At 57.1% G+C, this 16,090-nt stretch carries 20 protein-coding genes; all 20 read right to left on the minus strand.

The features are described from left to right. Positions 1-5: 5 nt before the first annotated feature. Positions 6-1,550 (minus strand): NADH-quinone oxidoreductase subunit M, encoded by a 1,545-nt coding sequence (locus tag ACR0AK_RS10795; protein ID WP_170558471.1) that lies wholly within the window; start codon positions 1,548-1,550, stop codon positions 6-8. Further along, entirely contained in the window at positions 1,550-3,700 is a 2,151-nt protein-coding gene (nuoL, locus tag ACR0AK_RS10800; protein WP_480793300.1) for an NADH-quinone oxidoreductase subunit L, read from the minus strand. The genes ACR0AK_RS10795 and nuoL overlap by 1 nt, the downstream gene beginning before the upstream one ends. A gap of 6 nt (positions 3,701-3,706) precedes the next feature. Further along, a complete protein-coding gene (gene nuoK / locus ACR0AK_RS10805) occupies positions 3,707-4,012 on the minus strand; it encodes an NADH-quinone oxidoreductase subunit NuoK (protein WP_005984024.1) in 306 nt (101 codons plus the stop codon). Positions 4,013-4,016: 4 nt separating this feature from the next. Next, positions 4,017-4,619 (minus strand): NADH-quinone oxidoreductase subunit J, encoded by a 603-nt coding sequence (locus ACR0AK_RS10810; protein ID WP_480793301.1) that lies wholly within the window; start codon positions 4,617-4,619, stop codon positions 4,017-4,019. Then, positions 4,616-5,026: a carboxymuconolactone decarboxylase family protein gene (locus ACR0AK_RS10815; RefSeq protein ID WP_170558475.1), complete on the minus strand. Its 411-nt coding sequence runs from the start codon at positions 5,024-5,026 to the stop codon at positions 4,616-4,618. Before ACR0AK_RS10815 ends, ACR0AK_RS10810 begins: the two co-directional genes overlap by 4 nt. Next, a complete protein-coding gene (gene nuoI, locus ACR0AK_RS10820; RefSeq protein ID WP_050602762.1) occupies positions 5,023-5,517 on the minus strand; it encodes an NADH-quinone oxidoreductase subunit NuoI in 495 nt (164 codons plus the stop codon). Before nuoI ends, ACR0AK_RS10815 begins: the two co-directional genes overlap by 4 nt. A gap of 3 nt (positions 5,518-5,520) precedes the next feature. Then, the gene (locus tag ACR0AK_RS10825) at positions 5,521-6,171 is read right to left on the minus strand and encodes a hypothetical protein (protein WP_480793302.1); all 651 of its coding nucleotides are present in this window, start codon (positions 6,169-6,171) and stop codon (positions 5,521-5,523) included. A 2-nt stretch (positions 6,172-6,173) separates the two neighbouring features. After that, complete coding sequence (gene nuoH, locus ACR0AK_RS10830) at positions 6,174-7,211, minus strand: NADH-quinone oxidoreductase subunit NuoH (RefSeq protein ID WP_480793303.1); 1,038 nt, start codon at positions 7,209-7,211, stop codon at positions 6,174-6,176. After that, positions 7,204-7,422 (minus strand): hypothetical protein, encoded by a 219-nt coding sequence (locus ACR0AK_RS10835; protein WP_480793304.1) that lies wholly within the window; start codon positions 7,420-7,422, stop codon positions 7,204-7,206. Before ACR0AK_RS10835 ends, nuoH begins: the two co-directional genes overlap by 8 nt. Next, positions 7,419-9,440, minus strand: coding sequence for an NADH-quinone oxidoreductase subunit NuoG (gene nuoG, locus ACR0AK_RS10840; RefSeq protein WP_480793305.1), 2,022 nt, complete (start codon positions 9,438-9,440; stop codon positions 7,419-7,421). Before nuoG ends, ACR0AK_RS10835 begins: the two co-directional genes overlap by 4 nt. 3 nt (positions 9,441-9,443) lie before the next feature. Then, positions 9,444-9,950, minus strand: a complete 507-nt coding sequence (locus ACR0AK_RS10845; protein WP_368040248.1) for a DUF5333 domain-containing protein — start codon at positions 9,948-9,950, stop codon at positions 9,444-9,446. Positions 9,951-10,335: 385 nt separating this feature from the next. Next, entirely contained in the window at positions 10,336-10,752 is a 417-nt protein-coding gene (locus ACR0AK_RS10850; RefSeq protein ID WP_170558485.1) for an MAPEG family protein, read from the minus strand. A gap of 58 nt (positions 10,753-10,810) precedes the next feature. Continuing rightward, positions 10,811-12,109 (minus strand): NADH-quinone oxidoreductase subunit NuoF, encoded by a 1,299-nt coding sequence (nuoF, locus tag ACR0AK_RS10855; protein ID WP_058279630.1) that lies wholly within the window; start codon positions 12,107-12,109, stop codon positions 10,811-10,813. Positions 12,110-12,121: 12 nt separating this feature from the next. Continuing rightward, complete coding sequence (locus ACR0AK_RS10860) at positions 12,122-12,343, minus strand: DUF5337 domain-containing protein (RefSeq protein ID WP_170559356.1); 222 nt, start codon at positions 12,341-12,343, stop codon at positions 12,122-12,124. Positions 12,344-12,375: 32 nt separating this feature from the next. Continuing rightward, complete coding sequence (nuoE, locus tag ACR0AK_RS10865; protein ID WP_480793306.1) at positions 12,376-13,476, minus strand: NADH-quinone oxidoreductase subunit NuoE; 1,101 nt, start codon at positions 13,474-13,476, stop codon at positions 12,376-12,378. Continuing rightward, on the minus strand, positions 13,476-13,952 hold the full coding sequence (locus ACR0AK_RS10870; RefSeq protein ID WP_480793307.1) for a hypothetical protein: 477 nt from the start codon (positions 13,950-13,952) through the stop codon (positions 13,476-13,478). The genes nuoE and ACR0AK_RS10870 overlap by 1 nt, the downstream gene beginning before the upstream one ends. Continuing rightward, positions 13,949-15,172 (minus strand): NADH-quinone oxidoreductase subunit D, encoded by a 1,224-nt coding sequence (locus ACR0AK_RS10875; RefSeq protein WP_480793308.1) that lies wholly within the window; start codon positions 15,170-15,172, stop codon positions 13,949-13,951. The genes ACR0AK_RS10870 and ACR0AK_RS10875 overlap by 4 nt, the downstream gene beginning before the upstream one ends. Further along, positions 15,172-15,306: a hypothetical protein gene (locus ACR0AK_RS10880; protein ID WP_302477273.1), complete on the minus strand. Its 135-nt coding sequence runs from the start codon at positions 15,304-15,306 to the stop codon at positions 15,172-15,174. The genes ACR0AK_RS10875 and ACR0AK_RS10880 overlap by 1 nt, the downstream gene beginning before the upstream one ends. Position 15,307: 1 nt before the next feature. Next, entirely contained in the window at positions 15,308-15,481 is a 174-nt protein-coding gene (locus ACR0AK_RS10885; RefSeq protein ID WP_058274391.1) for a hypothetical protein, read from the minus strand. Then, the gene (locus ACR0AK_RS10890; protein ID WP_170558490.1) at positions 15,481-16,086 is read right to left on the minus strand and encodes an NADH-quinone oxidoreductase subunit C; all 606 of its coding nucleotides are present in this window, start codon (positions 16,084-16,086) and stop codon (positions 15,481-15,483) included. Before ACR0AK_RS10890 ends, ACR0AK_RS10885 begins: the two co-directional genes overlap by 1 nt. Between the last annotated feature and the right edge of the window lie 4 nt (positions 16,087-16,090).

Raw genomic sequence — 16,090 nt, forward strand, 5'->3', positions numbered from 1 at the left:
CCCCCTTAATGCGAAGCGGCCGACTGGGTCGCAGCCTCAGCCGCGGCCAGAGCCATGTCATAGTTCGAAATCAGCGCAGCCGTTGAGTTGCCAATCACATCGGTCACCAGCGACGGGTACACACCCAGCAGGATCGTCATTACGATCAGAGGCGCAAAGATAAGCCGCTCGCGCGAGCTCATGTCGGTCATCGCTTTGAGGCTTTCCTTGATTAGATCACCAAACACGACCCGACGATAAAGCCATAGCGCGTAGGCCGCCGAGAAGATCACGCCAGAGGCAGCCACAGCCGTCACCCATGTGTTGACCTGGAAAGCACCCATCAATGTAAGGAATTCACCGATGAACCCGCTGGTGCCCGGCAGGCCCACATTGGCCATGGTGAACAGCATGAAGACCAGCGCGTAGGCCGGCATCCGGATCACCAGACCGCCATAGGCTTCAATCTCACGTGTGTGCATCCGGTCATAGATCACTCCGACGCAAAGGAAGAGTGCCGCCGAAATGAACCCGTGGCTCAGCATCTGGAAAATGGCCCCGTCGACCCCTTGCTGATTTGCGGCAAAAATCCCCATTGTCACAAAGCCCATATGCGCGACCGAGGAATATGCGATCAGCTTCTTCATATCTTCCTGCACCAGCGCCACCAGCGAGGTGTAAACAACCGCAATTGCCGACATCCACAGCACTAGATCGGTCATCACCGCTGATCCTACCGGGAACATTGGCAGGCTGAAACGAAGGAAACCGTAGCCACCCATTTTCAGAAGGATGGCTGCCAGCACGACCGAGCCTGCAGTAGGCGCCTGAACGTGGGCATCCGGCAACCATGTATGTACCGGCCACATCGGCATTTTCACAGCGAAGCTGGCAAAGAAGGCCAGGAACATCAGCGTCTGCATGCCGCCAACGATATAGATGCCCAGCACACTGAACCCTTCGGACGAGAAGTGATGAAGCATTAGTGCTTCGATATCAGTAGTGCCCGCATCTGCATACATCGCCACCATCGCCACCAGCATCAGCACCGAGCCTAGGAAGGTGTAGAGGAAAAACTTGAAGCTGGCATAGATACGGTCCTTGCCGCCCCAGATACCGATGATCAGGAACATCGGGATCAACCCAGCTTCGAAGAACAGGTAGAACAGCACCAGATCCAGCGCCATGAACACGCCCAGCATCAGCGTTTCCAGCAAAAGGAAGGCGATCATGTATTCTTTGACGCGGTCGGTGACATGCCAACTGGCCAGAATGGTCAGCGGCATGATGAAGGTGGTCAGCAGCACGAACAGAACGCTAATGCCATCCACACCCATCTTGTATTTTAGGCCCATCAGCCATTCACCTTCTTCCACCATCTGAAAGCCGGTGTTCGAAGGATCAAAGCCAGTGTAAATGCCGATCGAAACTAAGAACGTCACTGTAGTCGCCACCAGCGCAACCCACTTGGCATTGCGCTGAGCAGCCACGTCTTCACCATGCAAGAACAGGGCCAGGATGCCTGCCGCCACGGCGGGGATGAAGGTGACGATGGAGAGGATATTATCCATTATTGTGCGCCCCCGCCGATCGACATCCAGGTGACAAGGGCTGCGATGCCCAGAACCATCCAGAAGGCGTAAGTAAAGATGTAACCCGTCTGCGCCTTGCCTGCGAGGCGGGTAAAGAAGGGAACTACGCCCATGGCCACTCCGTTCAGGAAGCCGTCGATGGTGTTGCCATCACCGCGTTTCCACAGGAACCGGCCAAGCGCCAAGGTCGGTTTAACGAAGATCGCGTCATAGATTTCGTCGAAATACCACTTGTTCAGCAGGAACAGGTACAGCGGACGCTGGTTCTGCGCCAAACGCGCCGGTAGCGAGGTGTTCACGATGTAGAACCAGTAGGCCACGACAAAGCCCAGCAACATTGCGACAAAAGGCGAAACCTTGACCCATTTCGGAGCAGCATGCGCGTCGTCCAGGATATGGTTGTCCGGCGCGATGTAGATCGCGCCCTCGCCAGGCTCTCCTGCGAAGACATAGTGGTGATCGCCACCTTTCGCGGCCTTGTCGCTATGTGCAGCATCATCGGCATGGCCCTCGTCCGAATGGCTGTCATCAGCATGGGTGGTTTCAGCATGCGCGTCAGCTTGGCCATGGTCGCCGGCCTCTGCATGCTCCGACGCCTCGGCGACCGGAATGCCATAGAACTTACCGACCTTGTCCGTATGACCAAAGAAGTTGCCGTACCAGATCATCCCAGCAAACACCGCACCCAGTGACAGCACGCCCAGCGGAACCAGCATTGTCAGAGGGCTTTCATGCGCGTGATCATGGGTGTGCTTGTCGCCCCGCGGTTCCCCATAGAAGGTCAGGAAAATCAGGCGCCAACTGTAGAACGAAGTGAACGCTGCCGCGATCACCAGCATCCAGAAGCCATAGCCGGAACCACCCGCATAGGCGCTTTCAATAATCGCGTCTTTGGACAGGAACCCGGCAAAGCCAATGGTCGTCAACGGGATGCCCACACCAGTGATGGCCAGCGTTCCGATCATCATTGCCCAGAAGGTATAGGGGATCTTCTTTCGCAGGCCGCCGTATTCAGTCATCTCTTGCTCGTGATGCATCGCGTTAATTACGGAACCCGCTCCGAGGAACAGCAGCGCTTTGAAGAACGCGTGCGTGAACAGGTGAAACATCGCCGCCGAATACATGCCAACGCCAGCAGCAACAAACATATAGCCCAGCTGCGAACAGGTCGAATAGGCGATGACGCGCTTGATGTCGGTCTGTACCAGACCCACGGTTGCGGCGAAGAACGCTGTCGAGGCACCCAGCACGGTGATGAATCCGGTCGCACCCGGCGCAAACTCCATCAGCGGCGACATGCGGCAAATCAGGAACACACCCGCGGTCACCATGGTTGCGGCGTGGATCAGCGCCGACACAGGGGTCGGGCCCTCCATCGCGTCCGGCAACCAGGTGTGCAGGATCAGCTGCGCCGATTTACCCATCGCGCCGATGAAGAGAAGGACGCAAATCACCTCAATTGCGGTCCAATCGCCCCACAAGAAGTGCAGCTTTTCTTCTGCAAGTGCAGGCGCCGATGCGAAGATGTCCGAGAAGTTGATGCTGTCGGTCAAGAAGAATAGCGCAAAAATACCCAGCGCGAAACCAAAGTCACCGACCCGGTTCACCACAAAAGCTTTGATCGCGGCGGCGTTCGCGGATGGTTTGCGGTAATAAAAGCCGATCAGCAGGTAAGACGCGACCCCCACGCCTTCCCAACCAAAGAACATCTGAACCAGATTGTCCGACGTCACCAGCATCAGCATGGCGAACGTAAAGAACGACAGGTAAGCAAAGAAGCGCGGCTTATAGCTTTCGCCTTCACGCCATTGCGGGTCGTGATCCATGTAGCCAAAGGAATAGAGGTGAACGAGCGCTGACACGGTGGTCACTACGATCAGCATGATCGCGGTCAGCCGGTCCAGACGCACGGCCCAACTGGTCGACAGCGAACCGCTTTCGATCCAGCGCATGATCTCGATCTGTTGCGTCACACCGTCAAAGGTAAAGAACACAATCCACGACAGCAGACAGGCCAGAAACAGCAGACCTGTAGCGGTCCACATGGCGGCCTTCTCGCCAATAAACTTCCAGCCGAACCCGCAAATCAGCGCGCCCACCAGAGGGGCAAAGAGGATGGTGGTTTCCATGTTCTCTTACCCCTTCATCATATTGACGTCTTCAACCGCGATGGTGCCACGGTTGCGGAAGAAGCAGACCAGAATGGCCAGACCAATCGCCGCCTCGGCTGCTGCCACGGTAAGCACGAACAGGGTGAAGACCTGCCCGACCAGATCACCGAGGAAACTGGAAAACGCCACAAGGTTGATATTCACCGCCAGCAGCATCAGCTCGATACTCATCAGCAGGATGATGACGTTCTTGCGGTTCAAGAAGAGGCCGAAGATGCCGATGACAAACAGCGTCGCCGCGACTGTAAGATAGTGTTCAAGTCCGATCATCGTCTTAAAGTCCCTGCCCCGGTTTCACGTCCTTCAACTCCATCGCCTTGGCCGGGTCGCGCATCATCTGGCCGACGATATCCTGACGCTTGATGTCCTGACGATGGCGCAGGGTCAGCACGATGGCGCCGATCATGGCCACCAGCAGGACGAGGCCCGCCAGCTGGAACAGAAGGAAGTATTGATCGTAAAGAATAACGCCCAGCGCCTCGGTATTGTGGCGGTCTGTTGGGACAGGCTGTGCCAGATTGGCCTCAACGCCTTGCGCGCTGTCCCAAGCCCCAAAGGCCATGACAAACTGCATTAGGATGACCAGACCGATCAGCAAGGCCAGCGGCATATAGCGCGCCATCTCGGCCTTGAGCTCGGCAAAATCCACATCAAGCATCATCACAACGAAGAGAAACAGCACTGCGACCGCGCCGACATAGACGATGATCAGCAGCATTGCCACAAACTCGGCTCCCAGCAGAACGAACAGTCCCGCCGAAGACAGGAAGGACAGGATCAGCCACAGCACCGAATGCACCGGCTGGCGGCTGATCACCGTAAACAGCCCGCCGGTGATGGCGCTGATTGCAAACAGGTAGAAGGCAAAGACGGTCATTGATCCTCATCCTCGTTGTCGCCCATGACCTCTTGCGCCAGTTCCAACGCACGGGTCATAGCCGGGATGCCGGCAAAGACCGACATCTGACCGATCGTTTCCACGATCTCTTGTTTCCTGGCGCCAGCCTCAAGCGCGTGGCGCACGGTCTGACGCACCGCCGCATCTGCCTGCGCGCCCTGGCAGGTCAGCCCGGCCAGTGTTAGCAGCAGGCGGGTCTTGGCATCCAACCCGTCCTTGTTGACGGTATTGCCGAACATCATCTCCATGACCTCTTTGGGCATGGTCGGCCAAAGAGCCTCAAAGCCCTTGGGCGAGAAATTCTCCATCGCCGGGTTCATCGCCTTGGCCATGTCCTGCGCCTGCTTCATCATCAGGTCGAACGGATTTTGGGGCGTGTCACTCATCTGTACGGCGCGTCCATTTCCAGATTGCGGGCAATCTCGGCTTCCCAGCGTTCGCCGTTATCGAGCAATTTTTCTTTGTCGTAGAACAGCTCTTCGCGGGTTTCTGTCGCGAATTCAAAGTTGGGACCTTCCACGATAGCATCAACTGGGCAGGCCTCTTGGCAGAAGCCGCAATAGATGCATTTGGTCATGTCGATGTCATAGCGTGTCGTCCGGCGGCTGCCGTCTTCGCGCGGTTCGGCGTCGATAGTGATCGCTTGCGCGGGGCAGATCGCCTCGCACAGTTTGCAGGCGATGCAGCGTTCTTCGCCGTTCGGATAGCGGCGCAGTGCGTGTTCACCGCGGAAGCGCGGAGACAGCGGCCCCTTTTCGTGCGGGTAGTTGATGGTGGCCTTGGGGGCGAAGAAATACTTCAACCCCAGTTTCATGCCGACCCAGAAGTCTTGTAGCAGAAAGTATTTGGCGGCGCGGGTATAGTCGATTTGGGTCATGGCCTAGGACTTCCTTTCGAACGGCAATTCGAATGTCTCTTCGCACTGCCCAACTGTATCTTGCAAAACCTCATACATTCGTGTTTGGGCATCTTTCGATTGCTGCGGTATTTCCAACACCCGACGGCTGGCTTCTCTCCAACGGTAACACTCTGCTAGGTCCAGCGTAGAAAACAAAAAATCGGAAGAAGAATACGTGAGTCCTTCGCCTGATTCATCCATAGGCGTGGAAAGCACCATCTGATCAATCAGATCTCGATCTTCCCGAGCCGGCCAAAGGCAATCAAGCATTTCTAGAAGCGATTGGTTTGCATTGACCAGTCGCCCTGCATCGGGATGCCCTTCTCTTATTGTATTCATATATATCGTCAAGTGGATGTGTTGATTGGCCATCACAATCGACCAAGCACCCATCTTATTGAAGGCACGGTGCTGGCTTTCAGGGATGTCGTAGTCCCACTCGATTTTTGCCTCGGAAAGGCGTTTGGCCGTTTGTTCCGCATTCTGCATCACAGCTTCAACTTGTGGGGCACAATACGATTGCGCCGTTTCCAAATAATTTTTTTCCCACACCGTTTCCGTACCTCTTGCATGAAGCAACGAGGCACTAACGGCCAAGTAAACAAAGGCCAGAGACAGAATTCGCCAACGCATCATCAGCCTCCTACGTTCCACCGGGCAAACGCGCCCCAGAACCAATCGAACCTCGCCGCAAAGGCCACAAAGACCACCCAGGCCAGCGAGAAGGGCAGGAAGACTTTCCAGCCCAACCGCATCAGCTGGTCATAGCGGTAGCGGGGCGTGATCGCCTTGACCATCGCGAAGAGGAAGAAGAAGAACGCCATCTTGGCGACCATCCACAGCACTCCGTCCGGCAAGCCGGGGATCGGGGAAAGCCAGCCGCCGAAGAACAGCAGCGTGGTCAGCGCGCACATCAGGAAGATAGCGATGTACTCGCCTGCCATGAACAGCAGGAACGGTGTCGCTGAGTATTCGACCTGATAACCGGCGACCAGTTCCGATTCAGCCTCGGGCAAGTCGAACGGCGGCCGGTTGGTTTCGGCCAGCGCCGAGATGAAGAACAGGAAAACCATCGGGAAATGCGGCAGCCAGTACCAGCTGAAGAAACCGAACCGACCGTCCTGCGCCTCGACAATGTGGCCGAAATTCATCGAACCGGTTGAGATGATTACGCCGATAATGATCAAACCGATGGAAACTTCATAAGAAATCATCTGTGCGGCAGAGCGCAGCGATCCGAGGAACGGATACTTTGAGTTCGACGCCCAACCACCCATAATCACGCCATAAACTTCCAACGAGGATACGGCAAAGACGTACAGGATCGCGACGTTGATATCCGACAATACCCAGCCATCGTTGAACGGGATCACAGCCCAGGCGATCATTGCCAACACGAATGAGGTCAGCGGAGCAAGTATGAACACCGTGCGGTCGGACCCGGCGGGGATGACCACCTCTTTGACCACATATTTCAGAGCGTCAGCCACAGATTGCAGCAGGCCATAGACACCAACCACGTTAGGGCCGCGGCGCATCTGAACAGCCGCCCAGATCTTGCGGTCGCCGTAGACAAGGAACAACAGCGAGATCATCACAAAGGCAACAACGGCAATCACTTGCGCCAAAATGGTGATGGCTATTCCGCCTGGGGTGTTAAAGAAATCAGCCATTGGTCCTCACACCGTGGGTATTCCGTTTTTCGCGCGTGATGTTCAGGCCAAGTGCCTGCGCATATTGCGGTTTGGTCGGCGCGTAGGTGTAAATAGCATCTACAGCCTTTGCGCCACCTTTTTCATTGCGTTTCATGCGCAATTCCCCGATCCCCACACCGCAGGCGGCGGTGTTGGCCTCTGAAAGCGATATGAAACGTGCTGTATTCATTCCGCCGCGATCTTCCCGGCGTTCCGTGCCTGCGCCTGAGCGGACAGCTCGGCCATCAGTTGCGACGCCCGTGCAATCGGGTTGGTCAGGTAGAAGTCTTTAACCGCAGTGCGGAACGTAGCCTGACCCAGAGAACCGGCATCCAGTGGCTGGACCTCATTCTCAATCACTTGGTCGATCTGGGCCAGATGCGGAACGGCTTCGATCAAAGCGGTACGCAGTTGCGCAAGTGAGTCGAAGGGCAGTGTTGCGCCCAGTTCCGCTGACAAAGCCCGCAGGATGGCCCAGTTTTCCTTGGCCTCACCGGGGGCAAATCCAGCCCGCATCGCCAGTTGTGGTCGGCCTTCGGTATTCACGAACAGCCCGTTTTCCTCAGTGTAAGCGGCACCCGGCAGGATCACGTCGGCACGATGCGCGCCGCGATCACCGTGGCTGCCCTGATAGATCACAAAGGCCCCTTCGCCGATTTCGATCTCATCAGCGCCCAGATTGTAGATCACGTCAGCCGCACTTACGGCATCCATGCCATTTTCGTTGGTGGCATCCACATCCATCGCACCCACGCGAGACGCCGCGGTATGCAGAACAAGCAGTCCACTTTCGGTATTGGCCGCAATGGCTTGCGCTGCGGCCAAGACAGCTGCGCCATCCGCCTCGAGCAAAGCACCTTGCCCGACGATGACCAGCGAGGCTTTGCCCTTGATCTCATCATCGCCGCCCATGTCGAGGACCTTCTGCAATGCTGCGCGGTCTTCTCCCATATGGTGATACGCGTAAGTCAGATCGGCTGCAGGCCCGACTAAAGCCACCTCGGCGCCATGTGCCCAGGCCTTGCGGATACGCGCGTTCAGAACCGGAGCTTCGTCGCGTGGGTTCGTTCCGATCAACAGAATTCGTTCTGCCGCATCGATATCCTCGATCGTTGCCGTTCCGGTATAGGCCCCACGATTACCCGAAGGCAGTTTGGCCCCATCAGTCCGGCATTCAACAACACCGCCCAGCCCTTCGATCACCTGCTTCAGCGCAAAAGTAGCCTCGACCGGAGCCAGATCACCGATAAGACCGGCCAGCTTGTCAGCCCCTTTCAGCGCCTCGGCCGCCTTGGTCAACGCCTCGGGCCACGAGGCCGGGCGCAGCTTGCCGTTTTCACGCACATAAGGTTTGTCCAAACGCTGGCGACGCAGGCCATCCCAGACAAATCTGGTCTTGTCGCTGATCCATTCCTCGTTCACGCCGTCGTGGTTGCGGGGCATAAAACGCATCACTTCGCGCCCTTTGGTATCGACCCGGATGTTTGACCCCAAGGCGTCCATCACGTCGATGCTTTCGGTCTTGGTCAGTTCCCACGGGCGCGCTGTGAAGGCATACGGCTTCGAGGTCAGAGCTCCAACTGGGCACAGGTCAATTATGTTGCCTTGCAGGTTCGAATCCAGTGTCTGGTTCAGGTACGAGGTGATCTCCGCATCTTCCCCGCGCCCGGTCTGACCCATCTGAGTAATGCCTGCGACCTCAGTGGTGAACCGCACACAGCGGGTACAGCTGATGCAGCGGGTCATCGCAGTCCCGACCAGCGGTCCCAAATCCAGATCATCCACGGCACGCTTGGCTTCCTTGAAGCGCGAGCCCGACACACCATAGGCCATGGCCTGATCCTGCAGGTCACACTCGCCACCCTGATCACAGATCGGGCAATCCAGCGGGTGGTTGATGAGCAAGAACTCCATCACCCCTTCACGGGCTTTCTTGACCATGGGCGAGTTCGTCTTGACCTCCGGCGCCTGTCCTTCAGGCCCTGGGCGCAGATCGCGGACCTGCATCGCGCAAGAGGCCGCCGGTTTGGGAGGGCCGCCAACAACCTCAACCAGACACATCCGGCAGTTGCCGGCAATCGACAGACGTTCGTGATAGCAGAAGCGCGGTACCTCGACCCCTGCCTGCTCGCAGGCCTGGATCAGCGTCATCGCACCATCGACTTCGATTTCTTGCCCGTCGATATTGATCTTGCGGAGGTCAGACATGGTCTAGTTCGCCCTCAAATACACGCCAATGGCGCTGTTTCTTTCGATCTCTGCCTGCCCCAACGTGCAGAAAGAGTTGGGGTTGTCGTAAGACACACCGTTCGCGGCCAGATACGCCTCGCCCTTGGCGCGCATCCGGTCCTTTTCGGCATCCGATTCCACGTAAGCGCGGATTTCACCGTCCGAATACCCCAGTTTGTTCGCTTTGGACTTTAGCCCCCACATAACGCCAATCGCCTTCAGCCTGCGCCCGCTGATCGACGGGCAGAATTCCGAAATCTCGTTTGCGATTGCGATGTAATAGAGTTCTTCGTCAATCTCTTTGACTTCGCGCAAGGGCGGTTTGGCCTCGACCGCGGCAGGGAAAGTCAGAACAGACAACGCAATAAGCAGTTTCACACCAGACATGACAAATCCTTTCGTTTTGGACAGGCCAAAACGATCCGGTGCCGGAGTGCTATTCAATAACACGTCCTGCGTCATGGGCTGATATGCAAAAAACCGCATCATGGTCGCTGGCAGGTTCCTGCAAAGGTCAATTTATTGTCCGTAATGCGCAGGTTTTGCGGCTCGGTGTCGGGTCCGACTTTCCAGTTGATTTTCGAAGTCCCAAAAGAATCTATACAGAACTTGGTTCCCTCAAACCGACCCGCTTCGCGCGCGCCATCCAAAGAGGCAGATGCGCCGTTTACGACAACCGTGAATTCTGTGGGGGCGTTCCTTTTATCGACTGCTTTCGCTTTGGCCCGGAAAGCTTTCCCATCAAACAGAATGCGATCGCTGGACGACGGGCCGCAAGCAGAGACGAAAACCACAGCCCCCAAGACCGCGACCAGTGTTGCGCGTCCCGCCCTGAAATTTGATCCAGTCAACGAATAGACACCTTTCTTTTCCATCAAAACGCCGCCACCAATGCCATGACGCCCATCACCACCATGCAGGCCCACCCGACGACATAGGTTACAGACCGGACGCCGCTGTGCGGTTGTCCGATACCACGCATGTGGATAACCAACATGACGATACGCGCAATCAGAGCCACGGAGGCCAGAAGGTTCACCCAGAACGGGCTCACCCCAAGCAGAATGGCCGCGACAGTAACTGCGACAAAGGCCGGCAGAGTTTCAGTTCCATTCAGATATGCCCGGTTCAACCGATAAGCCTTGTCGGAATAGTCCTGCTCCGGCGTCGCCCCGGGGGCAAGACCTTTGCCAGCCTTGGCAAGCGCCGAGAACGGCGACAATACCAGAATGATCAACGTAAAAATCACCATTGAAGCGATCGCGTGTGAATAAGCGGAAAAAACTTCCATTAGTTCAACTCCTTGATCTCAACCCGGCTTGGAATTGGTTCAACATCCCGCACATTGTTCATTCCGCTGCCATCGCGCCCATACGGCCAGATTTCTGGGCTTTGATGCGATCCTCGATCTCCTCACGGAAGTTACGGATCAGACCTTGAATCGGCCAGGCCGCCGCATCGCCCAAAGCGCAGATGGTATGACCTTCGACTTGCTTAGTGACGTCAAACAACATGTCGATCTCTTCTAGCTCCGCCTCACCGCGCACCAGACGGTCCATCACCCGCATCATCCAACCGGTTCCTTCGCGGCAGGGCGTGCACTGACCACAGCTTTCGTGCTTGTAGAACTTCGACAGCCGCCAGATCGCCTTGATGATATCGGTGGATTTGTCCATCACGATCACCGCCGCCGTGCCCAGCCCCGAGCCCAGATCGTTGCGCAGGTGGTCGAAATCCATGATGGCGTCGCGCATGTCTTCCCCGCGCACGCAAGGTACCGAGGAACCGCCGGGGATCACAGCCAACAGGTTGTCCCAACCGCCGCGAATCCCGCCGCAATGCGTTTCGATCAGCTGCTCAAACGGGATCGACATCGCCTCTTCTACTACGCAGGGATTGTTTACATGGCCCGATATTGCAAACAGTTTGGTGCCTGCGTTGTTTTGGCGGCCAAAACCGGCAAACCAGTCGGCACCACGCCGTAAGATGGTCGGCACAACGGCGATAGACTCCACATTGTTCACAGTGGTCGGACAGCCATAGAGGCCCGCCCCCGCCGGGAACGGAGGTTTCATACGCGGCATGCCCTTCTTGCCCTCAAGGCTTTCGATCAGGGCTGTTTCCTCACCGCAGATATACGCCCCTGCCCCGTGATGCAGAAACAGGTCGAAATCCCAACCCGACCCGGCAGCGTTCTTGCCCAGCAATCCGGCATCATATGCCTCATCAATTGCGGCCTGCAGCGCCTCTCGCTCGCGGATGTATTCACCGCGAAGATAGATGTAGCAGGTATGCGCATTCATCGCGAAAGACGCGATCAAACAACCTTCGATCAACGTATGCGGATCGTGGCGCATGATCTCACGGTCCTTGCAGGTGCCCGGCTCGGATTCGTCCGCGTTCACAACCAGATAGGCCGGACGTCCGTCGCTTTCCTTCGGCATGAACGACCATTTCAGACCAGTCGGGAATCCGGCGCCGCCGCGTCCGCGCAAGCCGGAATCCTTCATCGTCTGGATGATCCAGTCGCGCCCGTTTCCGATCAGGCCAGCGGTGCCGTCCCAATGCCCGCGGGCCTGCGCGCCTTTCAAGGTGCGCTCATGCATCCCGTAGATGTTGGTAAAGATCCTGTCCTGATCCTTCAGCATCGTGTCTTACCTTCAGCTGTCCTGACGCATGCGCCAGAGTTGAAAAATGTTCACGCCCGCATAGATAAACCCCGCCAGAGCGGCGAAATCAAACAGCAGCGCATAGCGCCCCGGCAACCCTAGCGCGGGGCCAATGAACAATGTCATGGCAAGCCAAAGCACCATGGTCGCGGCGATGACTACCCCGACATGACGACCCTTTCGGGCTATCGCCTGTTCCTTGTCTTTGTCCATCTCATCCTTCATGCCCCGAACGGACATGGGTCCTATTCTTCGTAAGTGCCGTCTTCCTTGGCACGCTTTGCAAATTCGGTTTCTTCGCCCTTCGCCAGTTGAGCGGCTTGGGCAATCCAGCCATCCCGTTCGATCCGCCCTTTGAATTTAAGCCGTGCGTCTACCCAAGCCACCTGCTCAGGCGTCCACGCTGCAATCTGGTCAAAGTGGAAGAACCCAAGATCATTCAGTGTCTGCTCAAGCTTGGGACCGACCCCTTTGAGCATCTTCAGATCGTCTGCCTTGCCATCCCGCGCCGCGGTCAGGGTTTCCGGTTGATCCTCTTTCGCCGCCTTCGCCTCTTCGGCCTGTTTTGCTGCAGTCTTCGCAGGCGCGGGTGCTTTTGGCGGTTTGGGCGCGGCCTTGGTCGCCGCAGCTTTGCCGTCTTTGCCCAGCCACGGCGTCAGGATCGGAACCTCGGTCCCGTCGATACGTTTGACTGTATCGCCAATATCCAGGGCCAGCTCGACGCTGGCGTTGTATTGCGGTTTGCCTGCTTCATGCTCGGTCAGGCTGGTCAGCCCTTTCAGCGGTTCCGCCGCGTACCGTCCGTTTTGTGGGCCCGGAAGTGGCACCTTTCCGGCAGCCAGATCGTCGACGATCTTGCCAAAGCTCTCGGCGGTCAGATCTTCGTAATAATCCTTGCCGATTTGCGCCATCGGCGCGTTGGTGCAGGATCCGAGGCATTCCACCTCTTCCCAACTCAGCTTGCCGTCGGCGGACAGTTCGTGCGGCTTGGCCGCGATTTTGTCCTTGCAAACCGCAATCAGATCTTCAGCCCCGCAGATCATGCATGAGGTCGTTCCGCATATCTGAATATGCGCCACAGAGCCAACTGGTTGCAGCTGGAACATGAAGTAGAACGATGCAACCTCAAGCACGCGGATATAGGCCATTCCCAGCATATCGGCGACGGATTCAATCGCAGGGCGGCTGAGCCAGCCCTCTTGTTCCTGCGCGCGCCACAAAAGCGGGATAACCGCGCTGGCCTGACGGCCATCGGGGTACTTGGTAATCTGCGCTTTGGCCCACTGCTGATTGGCTGCGGTAAAGGCAAAGCTTTCAGGTTGTTCGGGGTGCAGACGGCGCAGCATTAGCAGGCATCTCCGATCACGATAATATAGGGGTCTTCCTGATGCGCGCGACCCTGTTCAACAAGGCGGGCTATCAGATCCGGCGTTTCGGCCTGAGTAAAACCAGCGGGGCGCAGTTTGATCTCCGCCTCGTCTTCAACCATGCGGCACCCGTTCAAGCGTACAAAGTCATAAAGCGCATCCGCACGGCCTACCGCATCCTCAGGCGCAAGGCCATGCGCGCCGCAAATTGCCGGGGCAATTTCGAATATCGGACCATCCAGCCCAGCCAACCCTTGCTCAGCCCATGAGTTTATCACTGCACTGACATCTTCGGGACGCAAGTCCCGGGCAGAAAACGATTCCTCGGCGCGCGAGATATCTAACCGGCAGTCGTTGTCGCGCATAACTTCAAGCACTTTCGCCGTTGGATGGGTCGAGGCGGCCTGCACAGGCGTTGCGGCTACCACGGCGAGGGTTAGGACCAGCCGTCTCACCGATCAATCTCCCCAAACACGACATCCATGGTGCCGATGATGGCTGCAACGTCTGCCAATTGGTGGCCTCCGGCGACGTGATCCATAGCCTGCAGGTGCAGGAACCCCGGCGCGCGCAGTTTGGCACGGTAAGGCTTGTTGGTGCCGTCGGCGACCAGATAGACGCCGAATTCGCCCTTGGGGGCCTCAACGGCGGCGTAGACCTCGCCTGCTGGGACGTGGAAGCCTTCGGTGTACAGTTTGAAATGATGGATCAGACTTTCCATCGAGGTTTTCATGTCCGACCGTTTGGGCGGGGTGATTTTGCCTCGCGCCAGAACGTCTCCGGGACAGTCACGGATTTTTGCGATTGCCTGTCGGATGATCGACAGCGACTGGCGCATTTCTTCCATACGGACCAGGTAACGGTCATAGCAGTCACCGTTTTTGCCAACGGGAATCTGGAATTCAAACTCGTCATAGCATTCATAGGGCTGTGCGCGACGCAAATCCCAGGCAAGCCCCGAACCACGCACCATCACGCCAGAGAAGCCGTACTTCTGGATATCTTCTTCGGTCACGACACCGATATCGGCGTTGCGCTGCTTGAAGATGCGGTTTTCGGTCAATAGGCCATCGATGTCGTCCAGAACGGCGGGAAATTCGTGGCTCCACGCCTCGATATCGTCCAGCAGTTCGGGCGGCAGGTCCTGATGCACACCACCGGGCCGGAAATAGGCCGCGTGCAGGCGGGCACCGCAGGCACGCTCATAGAACACCATGAGCTTTTCGCGTTCTTCAAAGCCCCAGAGCGGTGGTGTCAAAGCACCCACATCCATCGCCTGCGTGGTTACGTTCAGCAGGTGGTTAAGAATTCGGCCGATCTCGGAATACAGCACCCGGATCAGCGAGCCCCGGCGCGGAACCTCGACTCCGGTCAGCTTTTCAATGGCCAAACACCAGGCGTGTTCCTGGTTCATCGGTGCCACGTAATCCAGACGGTCGAAATACGGCAGGTTCTGCAGATACGTCCGGCTTTCCATCAGCTTTTCGGTGCCACGGTGCAGCAGGCCGATATGCGGATCGCACCGCTCGACGATCTCACCGTCCAGCTCAAGCACAAGACGCAGAACTCCATGCGCCGCAGGGTGTTGCGGGCCGAAGTTGATGTTAAAATTGCGGATCTTCTGTTCTCCGCTCAGCGCGTCCGTGCTGCCGTCATCGTATCTTGAGCCGTCCATCAACGCCCCCGTTTGTTCTTTTTAGCATCGGCCCGAACCCGGACCTTTTCCGCCTCGGCAGCCTTGGCCGCGGCCCCTGCCAGCAAGACCCCCAGCGCACCTAGTGCGATCAGTTCTCCCAGCAGCATCAGCATCTCAGCGGCGCTCCAACTCTTGCAGTTTCAGCCCGACCCACCAAAGCAACGCGATCGTGCCAAATGGAACCAGACAAAGAAGGCACCAGAATTTGTTGATCCCGAAGAATGGCAAAATCTTTACCATCGGGATGATGGTCAGCGCAGACAGGATCAGCCACCAGATGCCACCCATTATTCAGTCTCCTGCTTCTCATCCCCCGGAAGAATGTAGTTTGCACCCTCCCAAGGGCTCATGAAATCGAACTGACGGTATTCCTGCACAAGGCTGACAGGTTCGTAGACCACGCGTTTTTGCGCCTCATCATACCGAACCTCGGTATAGCCAGTGGTCGGGAAGTCCTTGCGCAGCGGGTAGCCGCGGAATCCATAGTCCGTCAGGATGCGCCGCAGGTCCGGGTGCCCCGAGAACAGGATGCCGAACATGTCGAACACCTCGCGTTCGAACCAGTTGGCCGACGGGTGTACCTCGGTGATCGAGGGCACCATATCCTCTTCACGGATCGAGACCCGCAGACGGATACGCTGGTTCTGGTACATAGACAGGAAGTGATAAACCACGTCGAATCTTTTGGCACGTTCCGGGTAGTCAACGCCGGTGATGTCTACGAGTGTGGAAAACTGACAGCTGCGGTCCGACCTCAAGAATTCAACGAATTCCACAAGGTTCGACAGCGCCACATCCACGTTCAGTTCACCGTGTGTGACGTCCCATGACAGAACGCAATCCGTCCGCTTCAGTTCGAGCTGCGTACCGAGTTCCTTGAGTGCTTCGCTCATCAGC

The sequence above is a fragment of the Ruegeria sp. BI12 genome (assembly GCF_056537985.1).